This window comes from Roseomonas sp. SRI_022 (genome assembly GCF_057586215.1).
In genome coordinates this window covers 24,893-43,417 of record NZ_JBYCZL010000028.1, presented here as the reverse complement: position 1 = coordinate 43,417, position 18,525 = coordinate 24,893, and the positions used below count along the sequence as shown (strand labels likewise).

At 69.0% G+C, this 18,525-nt stretch carries 22 protein-coding genes; 4 read left to right on the top strand and 18 right to left on the bottom strand.

Translation table 11 applies throughout. From position 1 onward, the window contains the following. Nucleotides 1–29 precede the first annotated feature (29 nt). The gene (locus AC2YHJ_RS22605) at nucleotides 30–1,013 is read right to left on the bottom strand and encodes a Bug family tripartite tricarboxylate transporter substrate binding protein (RefSeq protein ID WP_487398439.1); all 984 of its coding nucleotides are present in this window, start codon (nucleotides 1,011–1,013) and stop codon (nucleotides 30–32) included. A 285-nt stretch (nucleotides 1,014–1,298) separates the two neighbouring features. On the opposite strand from AC2YHJ_RS22605, the gene AC2YHJ_RS22600 reads away from it, so the two are divergent. Next, the gene (locus tag AC2YHJ_RS22600) at nucleotides 1,299–2,513 is read left to right on the top strand and encodes a PQQ-dependent sugar dehydrogenase (RefSeq protein ID WP_487398438.1); all 1,215 of its coding nucleotides are present in this window, start codon (nucleotides 1,299–1,301) and stop codon (nucleotides 2,511–2,513) included. A gap of 29 nt (nucleotides 2,514–2,542) precedes the next feature. Continuing rightward, the gene (locus AC2YHJ_RS22595; RefSeq protein WP_487398437.1) at nucleotides 2,543–3,100 is read left to right on the top strand and encodes a c-type cytochrome; all 558 of its coding nucleotides are present in this window, start codon (nucleotides 2,543–2,545) and stop codon (nucleotides 3,098–3,100) included. Between the two features lie 7 nt (nucleotides 3,101–3,107). On the opposite strand, the gene pqqE is transcribed toward AC2YHJ_RS22595, so the two are convergent. From pqqE to AC2YHJ_RS22535, 12 genes are all read right to left on the bottom strand, one after another. After that, entirely contained in the window at nucleotides 3,108–4,175 is a 1,068-nt protein-coding gene (gene pqqE, locus AC2YHJ_RS22590) for a pyrroloquinoline quinone biosynthesis protein PqqE (protein WP_487398436.1), read from the bottom strand. After that, nucleotides 4,172–4,429, bottom strand: coding sequence for a pyrroloquinoline quinone biosynthesis peptide chaperone PqqD (gene pqqD / locus AC2YHJ_RS22585; RefSeq protein WP_487398435.1), 258 nt, complete (start codon nucleotides 4,427–4,429; stop codon nucleotides 4,172–4,174). Before pqqD ends, pqqE begins: the two co-directional genes overlap by 4 nt. Further along, nucleotides 4,426–5,148 (bottom strand): pyrroloquinoline-quinone synthase PqqC, encoded by a 723-nt coding sequence (gene pqqC / locus AC2YHJ_RS22580; protein WP_487398434.1) that lies wholly within the window; start codon nucleotides 5,146–5,148, stop codon nucleotides 4,426–4,428. Before pqqC ends, pqqD begins: the two co-directional genes overlap by 4 nt. Further along, on the bottom strand, nucleotides 5,145–6,050 hold the full coding sequence (pqqB, locus tag AC2YHJ_RS22575; protein WP_487398433.1) for a pyrroloquinoline quinone biosynthesis protein PqqB: 906 nt from the start codon (nucleotides 6,048–6,050) through the stop codon (nucleotides 5,145–5,147). Before pqqB ends, pqqC begins: the two co-directional genes overlap by 4 nt. Before the next feature lie 28 nt (nucleotides 6,051–6,078). Then, the gene (gene pqqA / locus AC2YHJ_RS22570) at nucleotides 6,079–6,159 is read right to left on the bottom strand and encodes a pyrroloquinoline quinone precursor peptide PqqA (RefSeq protein WP_487398464.1); all 81 of its coding nucleotides are present in this window, start codon (nucleotides 6,157–6,159) and stop codon (nucleotides 6,079–6,081) included. A gap of 111 nt (nucleotides 6,160–6,270) precedes the next feature. Continuing rightward, nucleotides 6,271–6,990 carry an ABC transporter ATP-binding protein gene (locus tag AC2YHJ_RS22565; protein WP_487398432.1) on the bottom strand — a complete coding sequence of 240 codons (720 nt, stop codon included), beginning with the start codon at nucleotides 6,988–6,990 and terminating at the stop codon, nucleotides 6,271–6,273. Beyond that, a complete protein-coding gene (locus tag AC2YHJ_RS22560) occupies nucleotides 6,983–7,714 on the bottom strand; it encodes an ABC transporter ATP-binding protein (RefSeq protein WP_487398431.1) in 732 nt (243 codons plus the stop codon). Before AC2YHJ_RS22560 ends, AC2YHJ_RS22565 begins: the two co-directional genes overlap by 8 nt. Next, nucleotides 7,711–8,610: a branched-chain amino acid ABC transporter permease gene (locus tag AC2YHJ_RS22555; protein WP_487398430.1), complete on the bottom strand. Its 900-nt coding sequence runs from the start codon at nucleotides 8,608–8,610 to the stop codon at nucleotides 7,711–7,713. Before AC2YHJ_RS22555 ends, AC2YHJ_RS22560 begins: the two co-directional genes overlap by 4 nt. After that, nucleotides 8,607–9,482 carry a branched-chain amino acid ABC transporter permease gene (locus tag AC2YHJ_RS22550; RefSeq protein WP_487398429.1) on the bottom strand — a complete coding sequence of 292 codons (876 nt, stop codon included), beginning with the start codon at nucleotides 9,480–9,482 and terminating at the stop codon, nucleotides 8,607–8,609. The genes AC2YHJ_RS22555 and AC2YHJ_RS22550 overlap by 4 nt, the downstream gene beginning before the upstream one ends. A gap of 3 nt (nucleotides 9,483–9,485) precedes the next feature. After that, nucleotides 9,486–10,688 carry an amino acid ABC transporter substrate-binding protein gene (locus tag AC2YHJ_RS22545; protein WP_487398428.1) on the bottom strand — a complete coding sequence of 401 codons (1,203 nt, stop codon included), beginning with the start codon at nucleotides 10,686–10,688 and terminating at the stop codon, nucleotides 9,486–9,488. Nucleotides 10,689–10,704: 16 nt separating this feature from the next. Beyond that, nucleotides 10,705–11,661, bottom strand: a complete 957-nt coding sequence (locus tag AC2YHJ_RS22540; RefSeq protein WP_487398427.1) for a Bug family tripartite tricarboxylate transporter substrate binding protein — start codon at nucleotides 11,659–11,661, stop codon at nucleotides 10,705–10,707. A 21-nt stretch (nucleotides 11,662–11,682) separates the two neighbouring features. Further along, nucleotides 11,683–13,452, bottom strand: a complete 1,770-nt coding sequence (locus AC2YHJ_RS22535) for a thiamine pyrophosphate-requiring protein (protein WP_487398426.1) — start codon at nucleotides 13,450–13,452, stop codon at nucleotides 11,683–11,685. Between AC2YHJ_RS22535 and AC2YHJ_RS22530 the strand changes: the two genes are divergently transcribed. After that, nucleotides 13,421–14,023 (top strand): MarR family winged helix-turn-helix transcriptional regulator, encoded by a 603-nt coding sequence (locus tag AC2YHJ_RS22530; protein WP_487398425.1) that lies wholly within the window; start codon nucleotides 13,421–13,423, stop codon nucleotides 14,021–14,023. The genes AC2YHJ_RS22535 and AC2YHJ_RS22530 overlap by 32 nt on opposite strands. Before the next feature lie 29 nt (nucleotides 14,024–14,052). Here the strand turns inward: AC2YHJ_RS22530 and AC2YHJ_RS22525 are convergent, their stop codons facing one another. The 3 genes from AC2YHJ_RS22525 to AC2YHJ_RS22515 form a co-directional block, all read right to left on the bottom strand. Then, a complete protein-coding gene (locus AC2YHJ_RS22525; RefSeq protein WP_487398424.1) occupies nucleotides 14,053–15,033 on the bottom strand; it encodes a Bug family tripartite tricarboxylate transporter substrate binding protein in 981 nt (326 codons plus the stop codon). A gap of 123 nt (nucleotides 15,034–15,156) precedes the next feature. Continuing rightward, the gene (locus AC2YHJ_RS22520; protein WP_487398423.1) at nucleotides 15,157–15,630 is read right to left on the bottom strand and encodes an L-2-amino-thiazoline-4-carboxylic acid hydrolase; all 474 of its coding nucleotides are present in this window, start codon (nucleotides 15,628–15,630) and stop codon (nucleotides 15,157–15,159) included. Between the two features lie 93 nt (nucleotides 15,631–15,723). After that, nucleotides 15,724–16,119, bottom strand: coding sequence for a hypothetical protein (locus AC2YHJ_RS22515; RefSeq protein WP_487398422.1), 396 nt, complete (start codon nucleotides 16,117–16,119; stop codon nucleotides 15,724–15,726). Between the two features lie 160 nt (nucleotides 16,120–16,279). Between AC2YHJ_RS22515 and AC2YHJ_RS22510 the strand changes: the two genes are divergently transcribed. Then, entirely contained in the window at nucleotides 16,280–17,089 is an 810-nt protein-coding gene (locus AC2YHJ_RS22510) for a DUF805 domain-containing protein (RefSeq protein ID WP_487398421.1), read from the top strand. 9 nt (nucleotides 17,090–17,098) lie between these two features. On the opposite strand, the gene AC2YHJ_RS22505 is transcribed toward AC2YHJ_RS22510, so the two are convergent. Further along, nucleotides 17,099–17,617 carry an amidase gene (locus AC2YHJ_RS22505; RefSeq protein WP_487398463.1) on the bottom strand — a complete coding sequence of 173 codons (519 nt, stop codon included), beginning with the start codon at nucleotides 17,615–17,617 and terminating at the stop codon, nucleotides 17,099–17,101. Continuing rightward, complete coding sequence (locus tag AC2YHJ_RS22500; RefSeq protein ID WP_487398420.1) at nucleotides 17,533–18,492, bottom strand: amidase; 960 nt, start codon at nucleotides 18,490–18,492, stop codon at nucleotides 17,533–17,535. The genes AC2YHJ_RS22505 and AC2YHJ_RS22500 overlap by 85 nt, the downstream gene beginning before the upstream one ends. Between the last annotated feature and the right edge of the window lie 33 nt (nucleotides 18,493–18,525).

The following is an 18,525-nucleotide window of genomic DNA, read 5'->3' as shown; positions in this document are numbered from 1 at the left end:
CGCGGCCGCGCGCCCGTCAACGCCTGGATTCAACCGGCATCCATCTGCAGGCCTTCCTTGCGCACCACCTCCGCCCATTTCGCGATCTCGCTGCGCACGAAAGCGGCGAAGGCGTCGGGATTGCCTGGCATGCCGACGCCGCCGAGCTCGGTGAAGCGGCGCTGCGTGTCAGGCTGGGCGAGCAGCGCCATGGTCTCGGCGTTCAGGCCGTTGACCGCCTCCGCCGGCAAGCCGACGGGGCCGAACAGGCCGAACCAGGTATTGACCTCGTAGCTTGCCAGTTCGGGCATCGTCTCGCGCATCGCCGGCACGTCGGGCAGCAGCGGATGGCGTTCGGCGCTGGTGACCGCCAGCGCGCGCACACGGCCGGCCTGGATATGGCCAATGATGCCGGTGAGATTGTCGATCAGGAAGGCGACGTTGCCGGCGAGAATGTCGAGTTGCGCCGGCGCCGATCCGCGATGCGGCACATGGATCGCCTGTGCGTTCAGCATCTGCAGCATGAGCACGGGCGACAGATGCGTCGATTGCCCGACGCCCGTGGACGCGTAGGGGACCTGCCCCGGCCGTGCCCGCAGCAGGGCCGCGAGTTCGGCGACGGAGCGCGCCTCCACCGACGGATTCACCACCAGCACATTGGGCCCGCGGATGGTGCCGGCGATGCTGGCGATCTGGTCCGCCCGATACGGCAGGTTGCGGAACAGCGAATATGCGATGGCCTGCGGCCCGATATTGCCGAGCATCAGCGTGGTGCCGTCCGGCCGGGCGCGGACCATTTCGAGCGTGCCGATGGTGCCCCCGCCGCCGGCGCGGTTCTCGACCACCACCGGCGTGTTCCAGCGCGGCTGCAGGAATTGCCCGAGAAGCCGCGCCATGATGTCGGTGGTGCCGCCGGCCGCGGCCGGGACGATGATGCGCACCGGTCCGGGCGGCCGCCAGGCTTGCGCTCGGGCAAGGCCGGGCATGGCGATAATCGGTGCCGCCAAGGCGGCCCGGCGCGTGAGTGAAGCCATGATGTCCTCCCGATGCTTCTCGTTACCGTGAGCATGGCGCGCCGGAGCCCGTCGTGGAAGCCATGGCCGATGGAACCGCCGAGCCACGCCAGGTGCTGTCGATCCGCCAGCCGGAGGAAGGCTGCGCCTGCGTGCCGCAAGTGCCTCCCGCCGCCGTGATCGCGGGCGCTTCTTCAGGACGCGGCATCCGTCTGCCGCCGGTCTCGTCTTTCCCTTGCAGAACCTACGCTTTCATTCTTCCATTCGGCGGTAACGCCCCGAAGCGGGCAGCAGGGAGAAATAGCCATGACCACCAGACGCCTTGTGTTCGGCCTGGTCGCGGCGCTCGCGGCCGTGCCGGCCGTAGCGCAGCAGCCCGCTCCGGTTCCTGGCTGGGCCATCGGCCGGCCTGAAGGCTCCACCCTTGCGCCCCACGCGCCACGCCTGACGGTGACGCCGCCGGGCGAGCTACCGGTCGGTGCATTGCGGTTGCCACCCGGCTTCCAGGCCGAGGTCTTCGCCCATGGAATCCCCGGTGCGCGCATGATGGCCGAAGGCCCGAATGGAACGGTCTTCGCCGGCACCCGCGTGATCGGGCGCGTCTATGCCATCAGCCGTAACCCCGATGGCACCACACGGACGCGCACCATCGCGCAGGGCCTGTCGCAGCCCAACGGGCTCGTGATGGTCGGCAACAATCTCTATGTGCTCGCCGTCAATCGCGTGCTGCGCTACGACAACATCGAGGCAAATCTCGACAACGTGCCGGCGCCGGTTGACCTGACCGCCGCCTTCGCGCTGCCGACCGAGCAGGATCACGGCGGCAACCATCACTGGAAATTCGCGAGCCTTGGTCCCGATGGCCGGATCTATACGAACGTCGGCGTCAACTGCAACATCTGCGAGACCGACCGCGACAAGTTCGCGCTGCTCGTCTCCTTCAACCCGGATGGCAGCGACCGGCGCATCGAGGCCCGCGGCGTGCGCAACAGCGTCGGCATGGCGCATCATCCGCTGACGCGCGAATTGTGGGCCACCAACAATGGCCGCGACTGGGCCGGCAATGACTGGCCGAACGACACGCTGCACCGCGTGCGTCGCAGCGGCGAGGATCACGGCTTCCCCTATTGCTCCAGCGGCAGCGCCGACCCGCAGTACAATGCCGGTCGCAACTGCTCCGAATTCGTACAGCCCGCCGCGCTGCTCGGTCCGCATGTCGCAGCACTCGGCATGCGCTTCTATACCGGCACCATGTTCCCCGAGCAGTACCGGAACCAGATCTTCATTGCCCGCCGCGGATCCTGGAACCGTGAGCGCCTGACCGGCTACGACGTGGTCGTCGCCCGCCTCGACGCGCAGGGCAATGTGACGGGGATCGAGGAATTCATGACCGGCCTGCGGGACGACGCCAATCAGCGTTTCCTCGACCGGCCCGTGGACGTGCAGGTGCTGCGCGACGGGTCGCTGCTCGTCTCTGGTGAGCAGATGGGTGCGATCTACCGCATCACCTATCGCCAGTGAGACTGCGGCACCTGCTGGCGGCGGCCATCATGGCCGCCGCACTGCCCGACATCGCCGCGGCGCAGGATGCACGCCGCGGCGCCGAGCTCGCCGAGGGCCGCTGCACCGCGTGCCATGGTGTGGATGGCCGCAGCCAGACGCCGGACGTCCCTTCCCTCGCTGGCCAGCCGGCGGGCTTCATCACGCTGCAGATGATCCTGTTCCGGGAGGGCATCCGCCAGGTGCCGGCGATGCTCGCCTTTGCCGAGAACATGCCGGACAAGGATATCGAGGACCTGGCCGCTTTCTTCGCCAGCCTGCCGCCGGGGCCGCCGGAGGATCGCGCGCCGCGAGACGCCGCGCTGTTCGCCGCCGGCCAGGCGCTGATCGGACCGCGCAACTGCACCGTCTGCCACCTGCCGACGCTCGCGGGACGCGAGCAGATCCCCCGCATCGCCGGGCAGCGCGAGGATTTCCTCGCTCGCACGCTGATCGAGTACCGGGATGGCCAGCGCGTCGGTGCCGACACGCAAATGAACGGCGCCGTCTTCGGATTGTCGGATGCCGATATCCGGGCGCTGGCGCACTACCTCGCGCAACGGGACTGACCTCGGGTCAGCCGAATTCGCGATAGCGGAACTCCGGCGTACGCGCCTCGGCCAGGGCTGCGGCGAGCAGCCCGTGATGGGGCGAGAGTGAGCACGCCGGATCCGTAGCCGCGGCATCGCCGGTCAGCGCGAAGGCCTGGCAGCGGCAGCCGCCCCAGTCGCGCTCGGCGCGTTCGCAACCACGACAGGGCGCGGGCATCCAATCGGTGCCGCGGAAGCGGTTGAAGGCCTCGCTGTTCTCCCAGGCGTCACGAAGCGAGGTCTCGCGCACCGAAGGAAACACCATGCCGGTGATGGATTCCGCCGCGTGGCAGGGCAGCACGCGCCCGGCAGGCGAGATGCCGAGGAAGCGGCTGCCCCAGCCGCCCATGCAGGCCTTGGGGCGCTCGGCATGGTAGTCGGGCACGACGTAGTCGATGACGAGGCGGCCGCGATGAGCCTGCCGTGCCGCCTCGACGATCCGCGTCGCCTCGTCGAGCTGGTCGCGCGTCGGCAGCAAGGCGTCGCGGTTCACCAACGCCCAGCCGTAGTACTGCACATGCGCGACCTCGAGCCGCGCGGCGCCCCAAGACAACGCAATCTCGATCAGCGCTGCGAGGTTGTGCAGGTTCTGTCGGTGGACGACCGCATTCAGTGTCAACGGCAACCCGGCCTCGCGCACCAGCCGCGCCGCGGATTCCTTGCGGGCATGGGCACCCTTCATGCCGCCAATGCGTTCAGCCCCCGCTGGCTCGGCGTCCTGCACCGAAAGCTGCACGTGGTCGAGGCCGGCGTCCTTCAGTCGCGTCATCAGCGCCACATCGAGCAACACGCCGGCCGTGATCAGATTGGTGTAGAGGCCGGCTTCGTGCGCCGCGGCGGTGATCTCGGCGATATCGCGTCGCGCGGTTGGCTCGCCGCCCGAAAGATGCACCTGCAGGCAGCCGAGCGCCGCCGCCTCCGCGAAGACGCGCGCCCATTCCTCCGTCGTCAGTTCGGCCGAGCCACGCGTCAGCGCGAGCGGGTTTGAACAGTAGGGGCAGCGCAGGGGGCAGCGATGTGTCAGCTCGGCGAGAAGCGCGAGCGGCGCATTCATGTGACGAGCGCGCCCCGCGCGATCAAATCGTCCAGCATGGTGCCGATGTCGGCGGCGATGACCTCCCGCGGCGTATCGAACTTCGCGGCGAGGGCATCCACGACCGCATCGATGTCGCGCACGCCGTCGATGAGACGAAGGACTTCCAGCGCCGTGTCGTCCGGCACGAACATGCGCTCCGGCGCCATGACCACCCAGCGATCGCGCGCCGTATCGTGGTGCAGGCGGACGCCGGGGGCGAAGCGCGGCGTCATGGCCGGAAGGCGCCCGGCGGCGGCAGCGCGGGCTCCACATAGGCCAGGTGCAGCGCGTCGAGCTGCGCCCATAGCAGGTCGCATTTGAAGCGCAGCGCCGCGAGGACCTGTTCCTGCTTCTCCACGGTATCGGCGTGCTGCCTCACATAGGAGAGCGCGAAGGCGACGTCCTGCGGCGCCTGCGTCAGGCGTGGCGTGAAGTAAGCGAGCGTCTCCGCCGTCACGAAATCATAGTTGCGCATCATCCCCGACACGCGCTGGGAGATGATGTTGGGCGAGAACATCTCGGTGAGCGAGGAAGCGACCGCTTCGAGAAGCGATTTCTCCCGTACGAAGCGCACATAGGCATCCACTGCGAAGCGCGTGGCCGGCAGCAGACCCTTGAGCGAGACGACATAGTCGCGGTCGAGCCCAAGCCCATCGGTCAATGCGAGCCAACGTTCCACACCACCCGGATGCACGCCGTCCCCATCATGGTCCAACAGGCGCCGCCGCCATTCGCGACGCAGCTCGGGCGTGGGCAGCCTCGCGACCAACGACGCATCCTTCGCGGGAATGGAAGCCTGGTAGTAATAGCGATTCAGCGCCCAGGCCTGCACCTGGCCCTTGGTGAGCTTCCCGCCATGCAGCAGGTGATGGAAGGGGTGGTGGATGTGGTAGCGCTCCTCCCCAATGGCGCGCAGCGCGGCTTCGAGCGCTTCGGGTGACAACAGACTCACAGGCGGATCTCCATCCCGTCCTCGGCGACTTCCCAGCCTTGCGCGCGAAGCATTGCGCGCTCCGGGCTGTCGGCCAGCAGGGTGGGGTTCGTGTTGTTGATGTGCACGAAGATGCGGCGTGCGACGGGGATGGATGCGAAGGCTTCAAGCGTCGAGCCCTCGCCCGTCATGGGCATGTGGCCCATGCGGCGCCCGGATTTCGGGCCGGCGCCGAGCCGGATCATCTCATCGTCCGTGAACAGCGTGCCGTCGAACATCACGCAGGCCGCATCATCGAGGCGCGTGCGCAACGCTGGCGTCATCATCGCGCAGCCGGGGATGTAGTGCAGCGTGCCGCCGCCGGCGGACAGCGCGAGGCCAAGCGCCTCCCCATCCTCGGCCACGCCGGGGTCGCCATCCATCGTCTCTGCGAACAGCGGCACCTTGCCCGGCACCACATAGGCGGTGACGGAGATGTCCAGGACCTCCAAGACATCGCCGGGCCGAATGTCGCGGCGCGTGACGAAGTCCGGGTTCAGCGCGCGGAAGATCGGGTTCGCATCCAGGACTGCGAAGGTCGGGGGTGCGGCCAGCAGCGTGAAGGCATGGCGTTCGCGCAGGTGCAGCAGGCCGGCGATGGTGTCCACCTCGGCGCCCGTCAGCAACACGGCCGCGATGGGTGAATTGCGCAGCGTCCCGGGCCGCGGATGCAGGGCCGGCGTCGCGGCGATCTGCTGGCGAAGGTCGGGGCTGGCATTCACCAGCAACCAGTTCTCGCCATCGGCGGAGACAGCAATGCTGGCCTGGCTGCGCGGCGGCGCGGCGGCATCGCCCGCGCGTGCGCGCAAACACCCGGTCCCGGCGGAGTTCCATTGCGGGAACCCGCCGCCGGCACCGGCACCGAGCACGATTACCCGGAGCATGAAAAATGGCTCCGGGCAGGCGCTGGCCTCAGCCGATCTCGGCGCAGGCGTAGCTGTTGATTTCCAACGCGAGCGAGATCTCGACGATCTTGGGGGCCTTCCAGGCCATTGTCGTATCCTCCGGTGGAACCGGCCGCGCGCCGGCACAATGAGGATGGCGAGTCCGCCACGCCACATCAAGCACCTACTCGCGCCACCCCGATTGATGAACAAGGGTGCGTCACGGTCGCGTGATCGTCACACCGCCCAGATAGGCGGCGGCCACGGCCGGGTCGGCGGCAAGCACGGCCGCGTCTCCCTGCCCGACGATGCGGCCATTCGCGAGAAGATAGGCGCGATCCGCGAGTTTCAGGCAGCGTCGCGCATTCTGCTCAACGATCAGGATCGCCGTGCCGCGCCCCTTCACCAGAGCCAGGGCGCGGAACAGTTCGGCGGTGATCAGCGGTGAGAGGCCGAGCGAAGGTTCGTCCAGCATCAGCAGTTCGGGCTGCGACATGAGGGCGCGGCCGATCGCGACCATCTGCTGCTCGCCGCCCGACATGGTGCGAACGGGTTGGGACAGGCGCTCCCGCAGTCGCGGAAACAGCGCAAGCACGTCGTGCAAAGCCTGCGCTTCCTGCTGGCGCGCGCGCCGCGGGAAGGCGCCGAGGGCGAGATTTTCCCGCACCGTGAGGTCGCCGAACACGCCGCGCCCCTCCGGCACCAGGGCGATGCCGCGCTCGACCAGGTCATGGGCGGGGCAGCCGCTGATGCGCTCCCCCGCGAAGCGCACCTCGCCTTTCGCAGCGATCATGCCGCCAAGTGCCTTCAACAGCGTGGTCTTGCCCGCGCCATTGGCCCCAAGGATCGCCACCGTCTCGGCCTTGGCGACGTGCATGTCGATCCGCTCGACCGCGCGATGTGCGCCATAGCCGGCGCAAAGCCCGGTCACCTCAAGCATCGTCGTCGCCAAGATAAGCGGCGATCACCGCCGGGTCCGAGAGCGCCGCATCCGGCGTGCCTGCGGCAATCACGCGGCCGGCATTCATCACGACGATGCGGCTGCACAACGCGCGGATGGCGCTCATCACATGCTCGACCATGACGATGGTCGTGCCCTCGCGCGCCAGGCTGCGGATCAGTGCGACGCCATCGTCCAGTTCCGTGGGGTTCAGCCCGGCGAGCCATTCGTCGAGCAGCAGGAGAAGCGGGCGGGCAGCCAGGGCCCTGGCCAGTTCAAGCCGCTTCTGGCCGACATAGGTCAGCGCCGCGGCGGATCGGTCGCCGCGGCCGGCAAGGCCGACGCGTTCGAGGAGCGCAGGCGCGCGCCGCATCGCCTCACCCGGTGAGCAGGGCGCGGCGCCGAAGATGGCGCCGAGGGCGACGTTCTCCGCGATGGTCATGCCTGGCATCACGCGGACCAGCTGGAATGTCCGCGCGATACCCAGGCGCGTGATGGCATGCGGCGGCAGGCGCGCGACATCGGTGCCGCGGAATACGATCCGCCCGTCATCCGCGCGGAGATTCCCGGTGATGAGGTTCAGCGCCGTGGTCTTGCCGGATCCGTTCGGGCCGACCAGTCCGATCACCTCGCCCTGCGCGATCTGCGCCGACAGCCCGTCCACCGCGCGCAGGCCCCCGAAGCTGCGCGACAGGCGGTCGAGTTCGAGCAGCCCTGCGGTCACGCCCGGCGTTCCAGCAGCCCGGCGACGCCACGTGGAATCACATAGACCACCGCGAGGAATACAGCGCCGAGCAGGATGGAGAAGTGATTGGGGAAATTCGCCTGCAGCAATTCGAACAGGATCGCGAGCGGCACCACGCCGAGCACCGGCCCGTACAACCGCCCCGCGCCGCCGAGCAGCGCCATGATCAGCACCTGGAAGGAAATGGCCGGATTGAAGGCGATGGTCGCGTCGATATAGGTCCATCGCGGCGCCATGATGCAGCCCACGACTGCCATCACGGCCGCCGAGACGGTGAAGACCAGTACCTTGGTCCACGTGACGTCGATGCCGGCATGGCGCGCGACGGTCTCGTCCTCCCCGATCGCGCGCAGCGCCCAGCCGAAACGCGAGCGGCCGAGCCACCAACCCATCAGCAGAACGGCGGTGCAAGCCGCGACCAGCGACATGTAGATATCGGCCGGCGACACCGGGACGAACACGAAGCGGCCGACCGTGCCGCCGAATTTCGCCTCGGCCCAGGTGACGAGCTGACGGATCAGCTCCGCCAGGCCAAAGGTGAAGATGACGAAATGGGCGCCGGAAAGACGCAGGGTGGAGAAGCCGACGACGAAAGCCACCGCGGCGCCGATGCAGCCAGCTGCCAGATAGACCGCCGGCAGCGGCAGGGCGTCGCCCAGGAAGGCCATGCTGTAGGCGCCGATGCCGAAGAAGGCCGCGGTGGCAAGGGAGACGTAGCGCGTCGGCCCCGAGAAGAGCCCCCAGGCCGTCGCGAGTGCGGTGTACATCAGGATGTTGATCAGCAGCGACTGCCAGAACGAACCGAGATGCGGTTGCGCCAAGATCAGCACGCCAGCCACCGCGGCGACCCCGATGGGAAAGCGCGCGTCCTTCACCGTGCGGGCCGGCCGAACAGCCCCGCCGGACGCAGCAGCAGGATGGTGAGGAAGAGCGCGAAGTTCACAGCCATGGTCAGGCCGGAATCGAGGAAGCCCGCCGCGAGCGCCTCGGCGAGGCCGAGGATCAGCCCCGCCACCAGCGCGCCCAGCACGTTGCCGACACCGCCCATGATGACGATGATCAGCGCCTTCATGGTGAAGACGACGCCCATCGCAGCGTTGAAGGTCAGGAACATGGAGACGAGCACCCCGGCCCCGGCCACCAGCGCACCGCCCAGCGCGAAGACGAAGGCCGCGAAGGTGCGTGTGTCGATGCCGACGAGTTGCGCGGAGGCCGGACTCACCGCTACCGCTCGCACCGCCGTGCCCATGCGCGTGCGCATCAGCACCAGGTAGAGCGCGAGTGAGATCGCCAGCGCCACCCCCGCCGCCAGCAAGCGGTTCAGCGCAACCGCGGACCCCAACACCTGCACCGGCACAGCCAGGTAGGAATAGGAGAAGTAGGTACCGCCGAAGGCCGCCAACAGCACCCCCTGGACGATGAACAGCAGCCCGAAGGTTGCAAGGATGTTGTCCACCTCCAGCGCGCCCGCATCGGGCGCGCGACGCACCAGCGGCGCCATCAGCACAACATAGATGACCCAGTGCAACGCGAAGGACGCCGGCATCGCGATGACGAGCGCGAGCAGGGGATTCACCCCCGCCGCCGTGAACAGCACATAGGCGACAAAGCAGGCCGCCACCGTGAACTCGCCATAGGCGAGGTTCATGATCCGTGCGACGCCGTACTGCAGCGTGAGGCCGATGGCGATCAGCGCGTAGATGCCGCCCAGCACCAGCCCCGACAGCAGGACGTCCAGCAGGAACACGGATCAGGCCGGGCGCCAGGCCGGTTTCGGGAATTGCACCGGCTGCAACGGCCCCGCACCGCCGACCGCGACGAAATTCTCGCCCTGCCATTGGCCGACCCAGGGCTGCGGGATGCGCTGGTTGTTCTCCATCCTGACGCTGCCGACGATGGTCTCGAAGGTGCCGCCGCCGATGGCGCGGATCAGTGCCGGGCGGTCGATGCCGACCTGCGCGATGGCCTGTTCCAGCACCTCGAGCGAGGCGTAGGTGACCGGCGAGGCCCAGCCATCCGGCGGGCGCCCGACCACCTGGGTGTGGCGCGCCACATAGTCGCGGATCTTCGGACTGGCGGCATCGACGCCACCGATACCGAGCACGCCCTCGGCATTCGTGCCGAAGCGCTGGCGAAACAGCGGGAAGGCCGTGCCGACCGCGGTGTAGAAGACCTTTGGGTTGAAACCGGCGATGCGTGCCTGCTCGGTGATCGCCAGCGTATCCGGTGGGTAGGAGAAGGCGATGAAGATCTCCGGATTGGCGCGCGCGGCCTCGGCGATCAGCGGTGCCAGGTCCTGCTGGCCGAGCGGATACTGCCGGTCGATCACCAGCCGGAAGCCGGCGCGGTTGAGCGCGGCGCGGCCGGCGTTCAGCAGCTCGATCCCGAACTGGTCCTGCACCGAGACCAGCGCCACGGTGTTGCCAAGCCCATTGCTGCGCTGAAGTCCCTGCAGTGTCGTGACCAGCGCCTCCGACGCCGCCGAGGAGCGGCCGAGGAAGAAGAAGGCGTTCGGCCAGCGCTGCACGAGCTCCGGGATGCGCTCCGTCACTGAGGTGACAGCGAGATGCGGATGCCCGCCACGGTTCAGCACCGCCCCCACCGCGAGGTTCAGCCCCGTGCCCCAGGGCGGCAACACCAGGTCCACACGATCCTGGTTGATCAGCCGGTCCAGGTTGCGGATGGCTTCCTCGGACAGCGAGCGATCATCGTACTCCACAACCTCGATCATGCGTCGCGCACCGCCTGGCAGGCGCAGGCCGCCCGCCTCATTCACCGTGCGCACCCAGAGCTGGTAGTTCGGCAGGGTGGTGACGCTCGCACCCCCGGCATTCGGCCCGGTCTTGCTGATGGACCAGCCGATGCGCACGGGGCCGGCCTGGGCGCTGGCCCTGGTGACAATCGCGGCGGCGGCGAGGCCACCGAAGGCGGCGCGGCGGGTGATGCGCGTCATATGTGTCCTCCCTTCGTCATTCCGTGATGCTGATGTTGGCCGCGCGGATGATCGGTTCCCACAGCGTGGCCTCGGCGCGCATGGCGTCTGCCAGCGCTTCGGGCGAGGAGCCGATGGGCGTCGCGCCGAGCTCGGCGAGGCGTGACGCGACCGTCGGATCGCGCAGCGCGGCGGCGATGTCGCGCGACTGGCGCAGGATCGTCGCGGCTGGGGTGCGCGCGGGGGCGAAGAAGGCGAACCAGGAGCTCAGCGCATAGCCGGGCACGGTGTCGGCGATGGGTGGAACCTCCGGTAGTGTCGGCGCGCGCGTGGAGGTCGTCACGCCGAGCGCGCGGATGCCACCCTGCCGGATCGGGCCAGCGGAGACGGTCAGCGTGTCGAACATCACGTCGAGCCGCCCGGCGAGCAGGTCCTGCATCGCCGGCCCTGCGCCGCGATAAGGCACATGCGTCATCCGCACGCCGGCCAGATGGGCGAAGAGCTCACCGGCCAGATGGATCGAAGTCCCGACGCCGGCCGAGCCGTAGTTCAGCCTGCCCGGATTGGCGCGCGCGCGGGCGATGAAATCCGCCACGCTGTGATCGGGCGAGGTCGCCGGGACGACCATCACATTCGGCACCTGGATCGCCATCGCGACCGGGGCGACATCGGCCATCGCATCGAAAGGCATGCGCGCATAGAGGAAGCGGTTCACCGCGATGGATTGCGAGGTGATCAGCAGCGTGTGGCCGTCCGGCTCCGCGCGCGCCACCTCGGCGCCGGCGATGTTGCCGCCGGCGCCGGCGCGGTTCTCCACCACGACCGGCGCATCCCAGGCGGTGCGCAGACGTTCGGCCAGCAGTCGTGCCACAATGTCGGCCGCGCCGCCGGGCGGGAAGGCAACGACGATCCGCACCGGCCGCGCCTGCGCAAGCGCGGGCGTGGTGAGCAGCATCGTGCCGAGCAGAGCGTTCCGGCGCGTGATGATGTTCATCGTCGTCCTCCCTCGCGACTGTCACGCCATCAGGTGGGGCAACCAGACGTCCAACACTGCGGCGCGTTTCTCGTTCTTCACGGCGTGCATGGCCTCAGCCAGCGCGGCAGGCAGGTCGCTTGCGCGTTCGACCTTGCGGGCGAAGGCGCCGCCCGCCGCCGCCGCGATCGCCGAATGGTCGGGCGGCGGGTCGAAGGACACATCGATATCCGCCGCGGCCGCCGCGTAACCCTGGCCATGCACGGCCAGCGTCGAGAAGCGCGGCGCCTTCCATCCGCGATTGTTGAACACGACCTGCAGGAACGGCGTGCCGTAACGTCGCGCCATCCAGTGCACCGTCGAGGGCTGGCTGAACATGTAGCAGCCATCGCCAAGCAAGGAGATCACCGTCAGCGACGGATCGGCGAGCTTCGCGCCGATCGCCGCACCGCCGGCCCAACCCAGATTGCCGCCACCCGAATTCAGCATCTGCCCGGCGCGCGTCGGCGCGATGTGGTTGCAGATGATGGGGTAGTTGGTGATGCCCTCGTTCAGGATCAGCGTGCGCTCATCCATCAGCGCGCGGACCTGCGCCGTGAGGTATTCGGGCGTGATCGCGTCATCCGTGCCAGGCACTTCGAGCGCCGCGAGCGCTGTGCGGCGCTCGGCGTGACGGGCCGACCAGAAGGCGCGGCGCTCGGATACGGCCGCAGTATCGGGCGTGGCACGGACCAGCGCCGCGTTGAGTTGCGCGAGCGCCGTCTCGGCATGCGCGCGGAAAACGCGACGCGCCGGAATGGACCACAGCGGCATCTGCTGCTTCAGCGGATCGACGTCGAGATGCCAGATGCGCACCCCATCCCGCGGCTTCGAGACAGTTGGAATCCAAGGCACATCGCTGTCGATCACGATGACGAGGTCAGCCTCGGCCAGGGCTGCGTTCTGCCGCGGCTCGTTCCACTGGCAACCCTGGTGCATCGGGTCGTCATGCGGAAGGTTCACGGCATTCGGCACGCTGTCCAGCGCGCCGATGCCCAGCACGCCCACGAAGCGACGCAGCTCCTCCACAGCTCGGATGTTGCGGCCGAGATAGGAGGTCACCACCAGCGGCCGCCGCGCGGCCCGCAGATCGGCCAGCAGCGCATCGACGGCCTCCGCCGGCAATGCGGCGGGGCCGACCGGTGCGTGGTCGGCGGGATCGGTGGTGGCTCGCGGCACCACCTCCTCCATCACCTCCCGCGCGCCCATCAGATAGACCGGGCCCTTGGGGTCGGATTGCGCGAATTGCAGCGCGCGGAAAACCATCTGTCGGATGTTGCGGCCGCTGCGGATCTCGGCGTCGTAGCGCATGTAGCCGCGCACGATGCCGCGCTGGTCATGCACGTCCTGGATCCACTGGATGAACTCGTTGCGGCTGCCCTTCATCTCGCCGAACTGCGTGAAGGGGCTTGCGCCGGCGAAGATCAGCACCGGGACGCGGCCCTTGTCGACATTGTGCACCGCGCCCGCCAGGGCCTGAGTGCCGCATTCGACATGGACCACCACGGCCTGCGCGCGACCCGAAACCTGCGCATGACCCTGCGCAGCGGTCAGCGCGACCATCTCGTTGGGGCAGGTGATGACCTTGGGGATCGGGCGGCCATCGGCACGCGCCTCGGCGATCGCCTCGACCAGGCCGGGATGGTCGGAACCGAAATTGGCGAAGATGTACTCGACGCCCGCATCGCGCAGCGCCTCGAGAAAGGCAGCCGATGCGGTGTGTCCCGCGCTGGTGGGCGACGTGCCCGACGCACGCATGCCGGCGGCATCCATGCCCGTTCCTCCCCGGGGAACTGATCTTGCTTCCAACAGTTGGATGTCCAATCTTCTGCGTCAAGTTGAATCGATGGACAGGGACGGCGGGATGCCGGCAAGGACGACACGACGGTCGAAGGAAGGGGCATCGGGTGAGGCAGTCCGCCTCGGCCCGCTGGAGGATTTCATCGGCTTCCACCTGCGCCTGGCGCAGGAAGCGTCCTTCCGTGCCTTCGCACAACGCGTGCGCGACCCGCGCCTGCGGCCGAGCCGCTTCGCCATGATGGTCCTGATCGCGCAGAATCCCGGCATCACGCAGGCTGCTTTGTCGCAGGCCTCCGGCCGCGATACCTCAAGCCTGACGACGGCGCTCGACGATCTGGTATCGCGGGGGCTGGTGCTGCGCGAAAGATCAGCCCTGGACCGCCGCCGCTACGCCCTGGACCTCACGCCGCGGGGCCGCCAGGTGCTGACACGGCTGATGGCGCATGCGCGGGCGCATGACCGGAAACTCGACGACCTCGTCGGCCCTTCGGGCAAGGTCGCGTTGCTCGGCCTGTTGCGCCGCATCATCAGCGGCCTGGATTGAAGGCGCGGCAGCGTCGCGCCGCCATTCCGTCAGGTCGCGTCCATCTGCAGACCCTCACGCCGGATCACCTGGCCCCACTTGGCGATCTCGGCCGCGACGAAGCCGGCGAAATCGTCCGGCGTACCCGGCGCCGGCACGCCGCCCATCTGGGCGAAGCGCACGCGCGTGTCGGGCGCGGTGAGCATCGTCTGCACTTCCGCATTCACGCTGCGCACGATCTCCGCCGGCACATTCGCCGGCATGAACAGCCCGAACCAGGTGGCGACGTCATAGGGGGCGAGTTCCGGCGCCGTCTCCCGGATCGCGGGCAGGTCCGGCAGTTCCGGGCTGCGATCCGCGGTGGTCACGCCAAGGGCCCGCAGCCGCCCGGCGCGAATATGCTCCATCGAGCTGGTGAGGTTATCGAAGGCGAACTGCACATTGCCGGCGACGAGGTCGATCAGCAGCGGCCCGGCACCACGGAAATGCACCGCTTCCGCCTGCGTGCCGGCAAGCTGGTTGAACCACACCCCCGACAGATGCGGCGACTGCCCCATCCCCGAGGTGCCATAGGAGGCGCGGCTGCCCTCCCGCTTCAGCCAGGCGATGAATTCCGGCACCGTGCGGGCAGGCACGGAAGGGTGCAGCACCAGCACGTTCGGGCCGCGGATGACATTGGCGACTGGCGTCAGGCTCTCCGGCCGGTATTGCAGGTTGCGGAACAGCGAATAGCCGATCGCCTGCGGTCCGATATTGCCCATCAGCATGTGGCGCCCATCGGGGGCACTGCGCACCACTTCGACCGTGCCGATGGTGCCGCCGGCGCCTGAGCGGTTCTCGACCACCACCGGCGTGGTCCACTTCGCCTGGAGGTGCTGGGCGAGCAGGCGCGCCATGATGTCGGTGGTGCCGCCCGGTGCGGCCGGCACGACGATTCGGGACTGCTGCCCCGGGCGCCAATCCTGGGCGCGGGCGGCTGCGGGGAGAGCCACTGGCAGGGCCAGCGCGGCGCGACGCGTGATGCGGGTCATGGTGCTTCCTCCGTTTCGTCCCAGGCTTATCGCGCGTCGCCGCCGCGGGGTCACGTTCCGCGGCGACAGCCGACACGCCGCGCGCCCAGGCAGCCGGCGCCACGCACGCAGGCCGCCAGCGCTTCACTCCTCCATGCGGTAGCGGAAGTCGCAATGGGTCGCGCCGCCCATGATGGTCTGGGTGCGTTCGAGCTTCAGCTTCGGATCGTAGCCCTCGCAGAAGGCACCATCCCGGTTGCAGGACAGCACGGCGCCAAGCTCGGCAAGGCCCATCTGCCGGTACATTTCGGCATAGCGGCAGCGGGTGACGTTGAAGTCGTAATGCGTCGCGTCCTTGCGCAGCGTCTCGATGCGCAATGCATCGCCCTTGGTCCACAACGGTTGCAGCGCGATGAAATGTTCAAGGCTGGGTCGCCCGCCGGGGCCTTCCTTCGCCATCTCGGCGGCGGTGGACTTCGCCAGCTTCACCACGGCGCGGGACAGGATGGCCTTCGCCTGCACGTCGCCAAGCTCGGCCTTCATCTCCTCGTAGATGCCCTTGGCGAAGGCGGCCTCGATGCGACGCTGCTCAAGAATGCCCAGACGATCCTCGGACATATGAAAACTCCCCGGTGTCGATGACACCGGGGAGGCTAGCGCGGCAGCGAGATGGAAGGGAATGCGCCGGGCGGCGCGGTCCCGTCGCGCGGATCAGCGGGCGAAGAGGCCCGAATTCGTCACCACGATCTGGCTCGCGGCGCAGATGTTGACCTGACGCAGCTCGGCGGCGCCGCCGCCGGCCCAGGTGATGCGGAAATCATAGTTGCCGGCGTTGTTGGCCCGCGCGTTCCACACGCGGCCCGGCGGCAGGACGTTCTGGCCGAGCTGGTCGACGCCCCAGTTCGCCAGGCTGGAATGGCTGTATTGCAGCGTCAGCACCGTGCGGGAGGAATTGTTCACGACCTGGAAGCGCGTGTCGCAGGCAGCCTGCACCGGCCCCGGCGCGACGCCGACGGGCGTGGGCACATAGACCGTCTGCGGCGCGCAGGCCGAAACGGCGGCGGCGCCCATCAGGGCGATGGCGGCAGGCAGCAGGCGACGAAGCATGTCGGAACACTCTCCCGGTTGACGGCGCGCAGCGTTGGCCCGCCCGTTATCGATAAGGTGACGGTATGCAACGGAAGTTACGCGGGCAAGATGGCGCGGGCTTGCGCGGCGTCGCGGCGCCGTGGTGCTGTGAAGCGATTCGTCGGGAAGGGTCACGGGTATGACAATCGGGCAGTGGTTGAGTTTCCGGGGACGGATCGGGCGCAAGACCTTCTGGCTCGGCTACGTGCTCATCCTCTTCGTGGCCGCGATCGTCGCGGCGATCCTCGATGCCGCGATGGGCTTCACCGGCCCGATGGGCATGGACGCGATGCCCGCCGACGCGCCGCAGTTCACGCCGGTCAGCACGGTGGTCTCGCTGCTGTCGATCTGGCCGTCCCTGGCCGGGAGCATCAAGCGGCTGCACGACCGGGACCGGTCGGGATGGTGGATCGGCGGGCTCTACCTGATCGGCGCCATCTTCGGCGTGGTGATGGGCGTGATGGTCGCAACCAACCCGCAGAATGCCGGCGCGGTGCTGGTGCCGATGGCCGTCGGGGGGCTGGTCGTTTTCGCTTATGCCATCTGGCTTCTGGTGGAAACCGGCTTCCTGCGCGGCACGCCGGGGCCGAACCGCTTTGGGCCCGACCCGCTGGGCGGTGCCTATGGCGCGCCGCAATGGCAGCAAGGCATGCCGCCGCAACCCGGCTGGCCGCAGCAGCAGGCTCAGCCTCAGCAATGGCAGCAACCTGGCCAGTGGCAGCAGCCCCAGCAGCCGCAATGGCAACCGCCGCAGCCGCAGGGCTGGCAGCCGCCGCCGCAGGGCTATCCACCCGCGCAGAGCCCCGGCGCACCGCCGGCGGGTTACGGTCAGGCGCCTCCACCGGGCTACGGGCAGCCGCCGCCGGGTCATGGCCAGCCGCCGCAGCAGCCGGGGCAATGGGGTGGCCCCGGACCGGGCGGCAGCGTGCCGCCCGTACGGCGGGACTGACGCGGACTGCTACGCCGGATCCACCGGGGAGGCCGGCACGCCGGCCGCCTCGATCACCGCGCCGGCCTGCAGCAGCACGTCCTCCCGGTAGCGTCCGGCGAGCAGTTGCACGCCAACCGGCACGCTGCCGACCATCCCGGTCGTCACCGCGAGCCCCGGCAGGCCCATCAGCGGCAGGCCGACCTGGGTCAACTGTGCTTCCATGATGCGGCCGAAGGCCTCGGGGCTTTCGACATCCTCCTGGTCACGGAAGGGCAGCTCGCCGGAGACCGGCGTGATGGCGAGTGGGAAGCGCTCGAAGAATTCCATCCACTGCCGCACGAAGGTCGCGCGCTTCTGAAGCCCGTCCATGAAGGCGTTGAGATCGGGCTGGGGACACAGCGCCTCCATCTGCGCGAAGACGAAGACGGCATCCGGGTCGGCTTCCTGCCGCAGCGCGGCGTTCAGGCCGCGGCGCGATTCCGCCAGCCACAGCATGGCCTGCAGCGCAGCCGGTTCGCGCAGCGGCGGGGTCTCGGCTTCCTCGATGGTCCAGCCGGCGGCCTCCAGGCGCTTCGCGGCGTCGCGCAGCGGGCGGTCACGGCAGGCTGCACCGCCATGCCATCGGGGTTCAGGCATAGCGCGGCGCGCTTCGCCACCGGCGGGCCCTCCAGCGGCACATCGGCCCACCAGGGATCGCGGATGTCGCGCGCCGCCATGGCCGCGAAGCCCAGCCGCAGATCCGCGATGGTCCGCGCGATCGGCCCCGACACAGCCATGAGCTGCCCGCCGATATGCCGTTCGGCGCCCGAGGCATTCCACGCCGGGATGCGCCCGAGCGTCGGGCGCAGCCCATGCACGCCGCAGGCATAGGCCGGGTAACGGATCGACCCGCCGATATCCGTGCCATGGGCGATCGCCCCGATCCCCGCCGTGACCGCCGCCGCCGCCCCGCCCGAGGACCCGCCCGGCGTGATGGACGCATCGCGTGGGTTCCTCGTGTGCCCATGCAGCGCATTGCGCGTGAACCAGCGCAGCGAGAAGGCCGGCGTGTTCGTCCGCCCAAGCAGCACCGCGCCCGCCTTACGCAGATTGCTCACCACCGGGCTGTCCTGCGCCGCGACCAGGTCCTTCTGCAGGCGCAGGCCATTCGTTGTCGCGAAGCCCTTCTGGTCGGCATTCACCTTGATCGTCACCGGCACGCCGGCGAGCGGGCCAGGGTCCTCGCCGCGCGCGAGTGCGGCATCGACGGCCGCCGCCTCGGCCAGCACCACCTCGGGGCGATGATCGACCACGGCATTGATCTTCGGGTTCGCGGCATCGAGGCGCGCCAGCGCATCGCGGGCGACCTCGGTCGCAGAAAGCGCCTTCGCACGAATGCGCGCGGCAAGCTCGGTGGCCGAAAGGCGCCAAAGGTCGGTCATGGAGGAGTGGATCCGCTGGTGGGTGGTCGACAT

What these genes read in the sequence shown, in the direction of transcription:
- AC2YHJ_RS22605 (WP_487398439.1), bottom strand. Translation starts at nt 1,013, where the DNA reads ATGGCTTCACTCACGCGCCGGGCCGCCTTGGCGGCACCGATTATCGCC.
- AC2YHJ_RS22600 (WP_487398438.1), top strand. Translation starts at nt 1,299, where the DNA reads ATGACCACCAGACGCCTTGTGTTCGGCCTGGTCGCGGCGCTCGCGGCC.
- AC2YHJ_RS22595 (WP_487398437.1), top strand. Translation starts at nt 2,543, where the DNA reads ATGGCCGCCGCACTGCCCGACATCGCCGCGGCGCAGGATGCACGCCGC.
- pqqE (WP_487398436.1), bottom strand. Translation starts at nt 4,175, where the DNA reads ATGAATGCGCCGCTCGCGCTTCTCGCCGAGCTGACACATCGCTGCCCC.
- pqqD (WP_487398435.1), bottom strand. Translation starts at nt 4,429, where the DNA reads ATGACGCCGCGCTTCGCCCCCGGCGTCCGCCTGCACCACGATACGGCG.
- pqqB (WP_487398433.1), bottom strand. Translation starts at nt 6,050, where the DNA reads ATGCTCCGGGTAATCGTGCTCGGTGCCGGTGCCGGCGGCGGGTTCCCG.
- pqqA (WP_487398464.1), bottom strand. Translation starts at nt 6,159, where the DNA reads ATGGCCTGGAAGGCCCCCAAGATCGTCGAGATCTCGCTCGCGTTGGAA.
- AC2YHJ_RS22565 (WP_487398432.1), bottom strand. Translation starts at nt 6,990, where the DNA reads ATGCTTGAGGTGACCGGGCTTTGCGCCGGCTATGGCGCACATCGCGCG.
- AC2YHJ_RS22545 (WP_487398428.1), bottom strand. Translation starts at nt 10,688, where the DNA reads ATGACGCGCATCACCCGCCGCGCCGCCTTCGGTGGCCTCGCCGCCGCC.
- AC2YHJ_RS22540 (WP_487398427.1), bottom strand. Translation starts at nt 11,661, where the DNA reads ATGAACATCATCACGCGCCGGAACGCTCTGCTCGGCACGATGCTGCTC.
- AC2YHJ_RS22535 (WP_487398426.1), bottom strand. Translation starts at nt 13,452, where the DNA reads ATGGATGCCGCCGGCATGCGTGCGTCGGGCACGTCGCCCACCAGCGCG.
- AC2YHJ_RS22525 (WP_487398424.1), bottom strand. Translation starts at nt 15,033, where the DNA reads ATGACCCGCATCACGCGTCGCGCCGCGCTGGCCCTGCCAGTGGCTCTC.
- AC2YHJ_RS22520 (WP_487398423.1), bottom strand. Translation starts at nt 15,630, where the DNA reads ATGTCCGAGGATCGTCTGGGCATTCTTGAGCAGCGTCGCATCGAGGCC.
- AC2YHJ_RS22515 (WP_487398422.1), bottom strand. Translation starts at nt 16,119, where the DNA reads ATGCTTCGTCGCCTGCTGCCTGCCGCCATCGCCCTGATGGGCGCCGCC.
- AC2YHJ_RS22510 (WP_487398421.1), top strand. Translation starts at nt 16,280, where the DNA reads ATGACAATCGGGCAGTGGTTGAGTTTCCGGGGACGGATCGGGCGCAAG.
- AC2YHJ_RS22500 (WP_487398420.1), bottom strand. Translation starts at nt 18,492, where the DNA reads ATGACCGACCTTTGGCGCCTTTCGGCCACCGAGCTTGCCGCGCGCATT.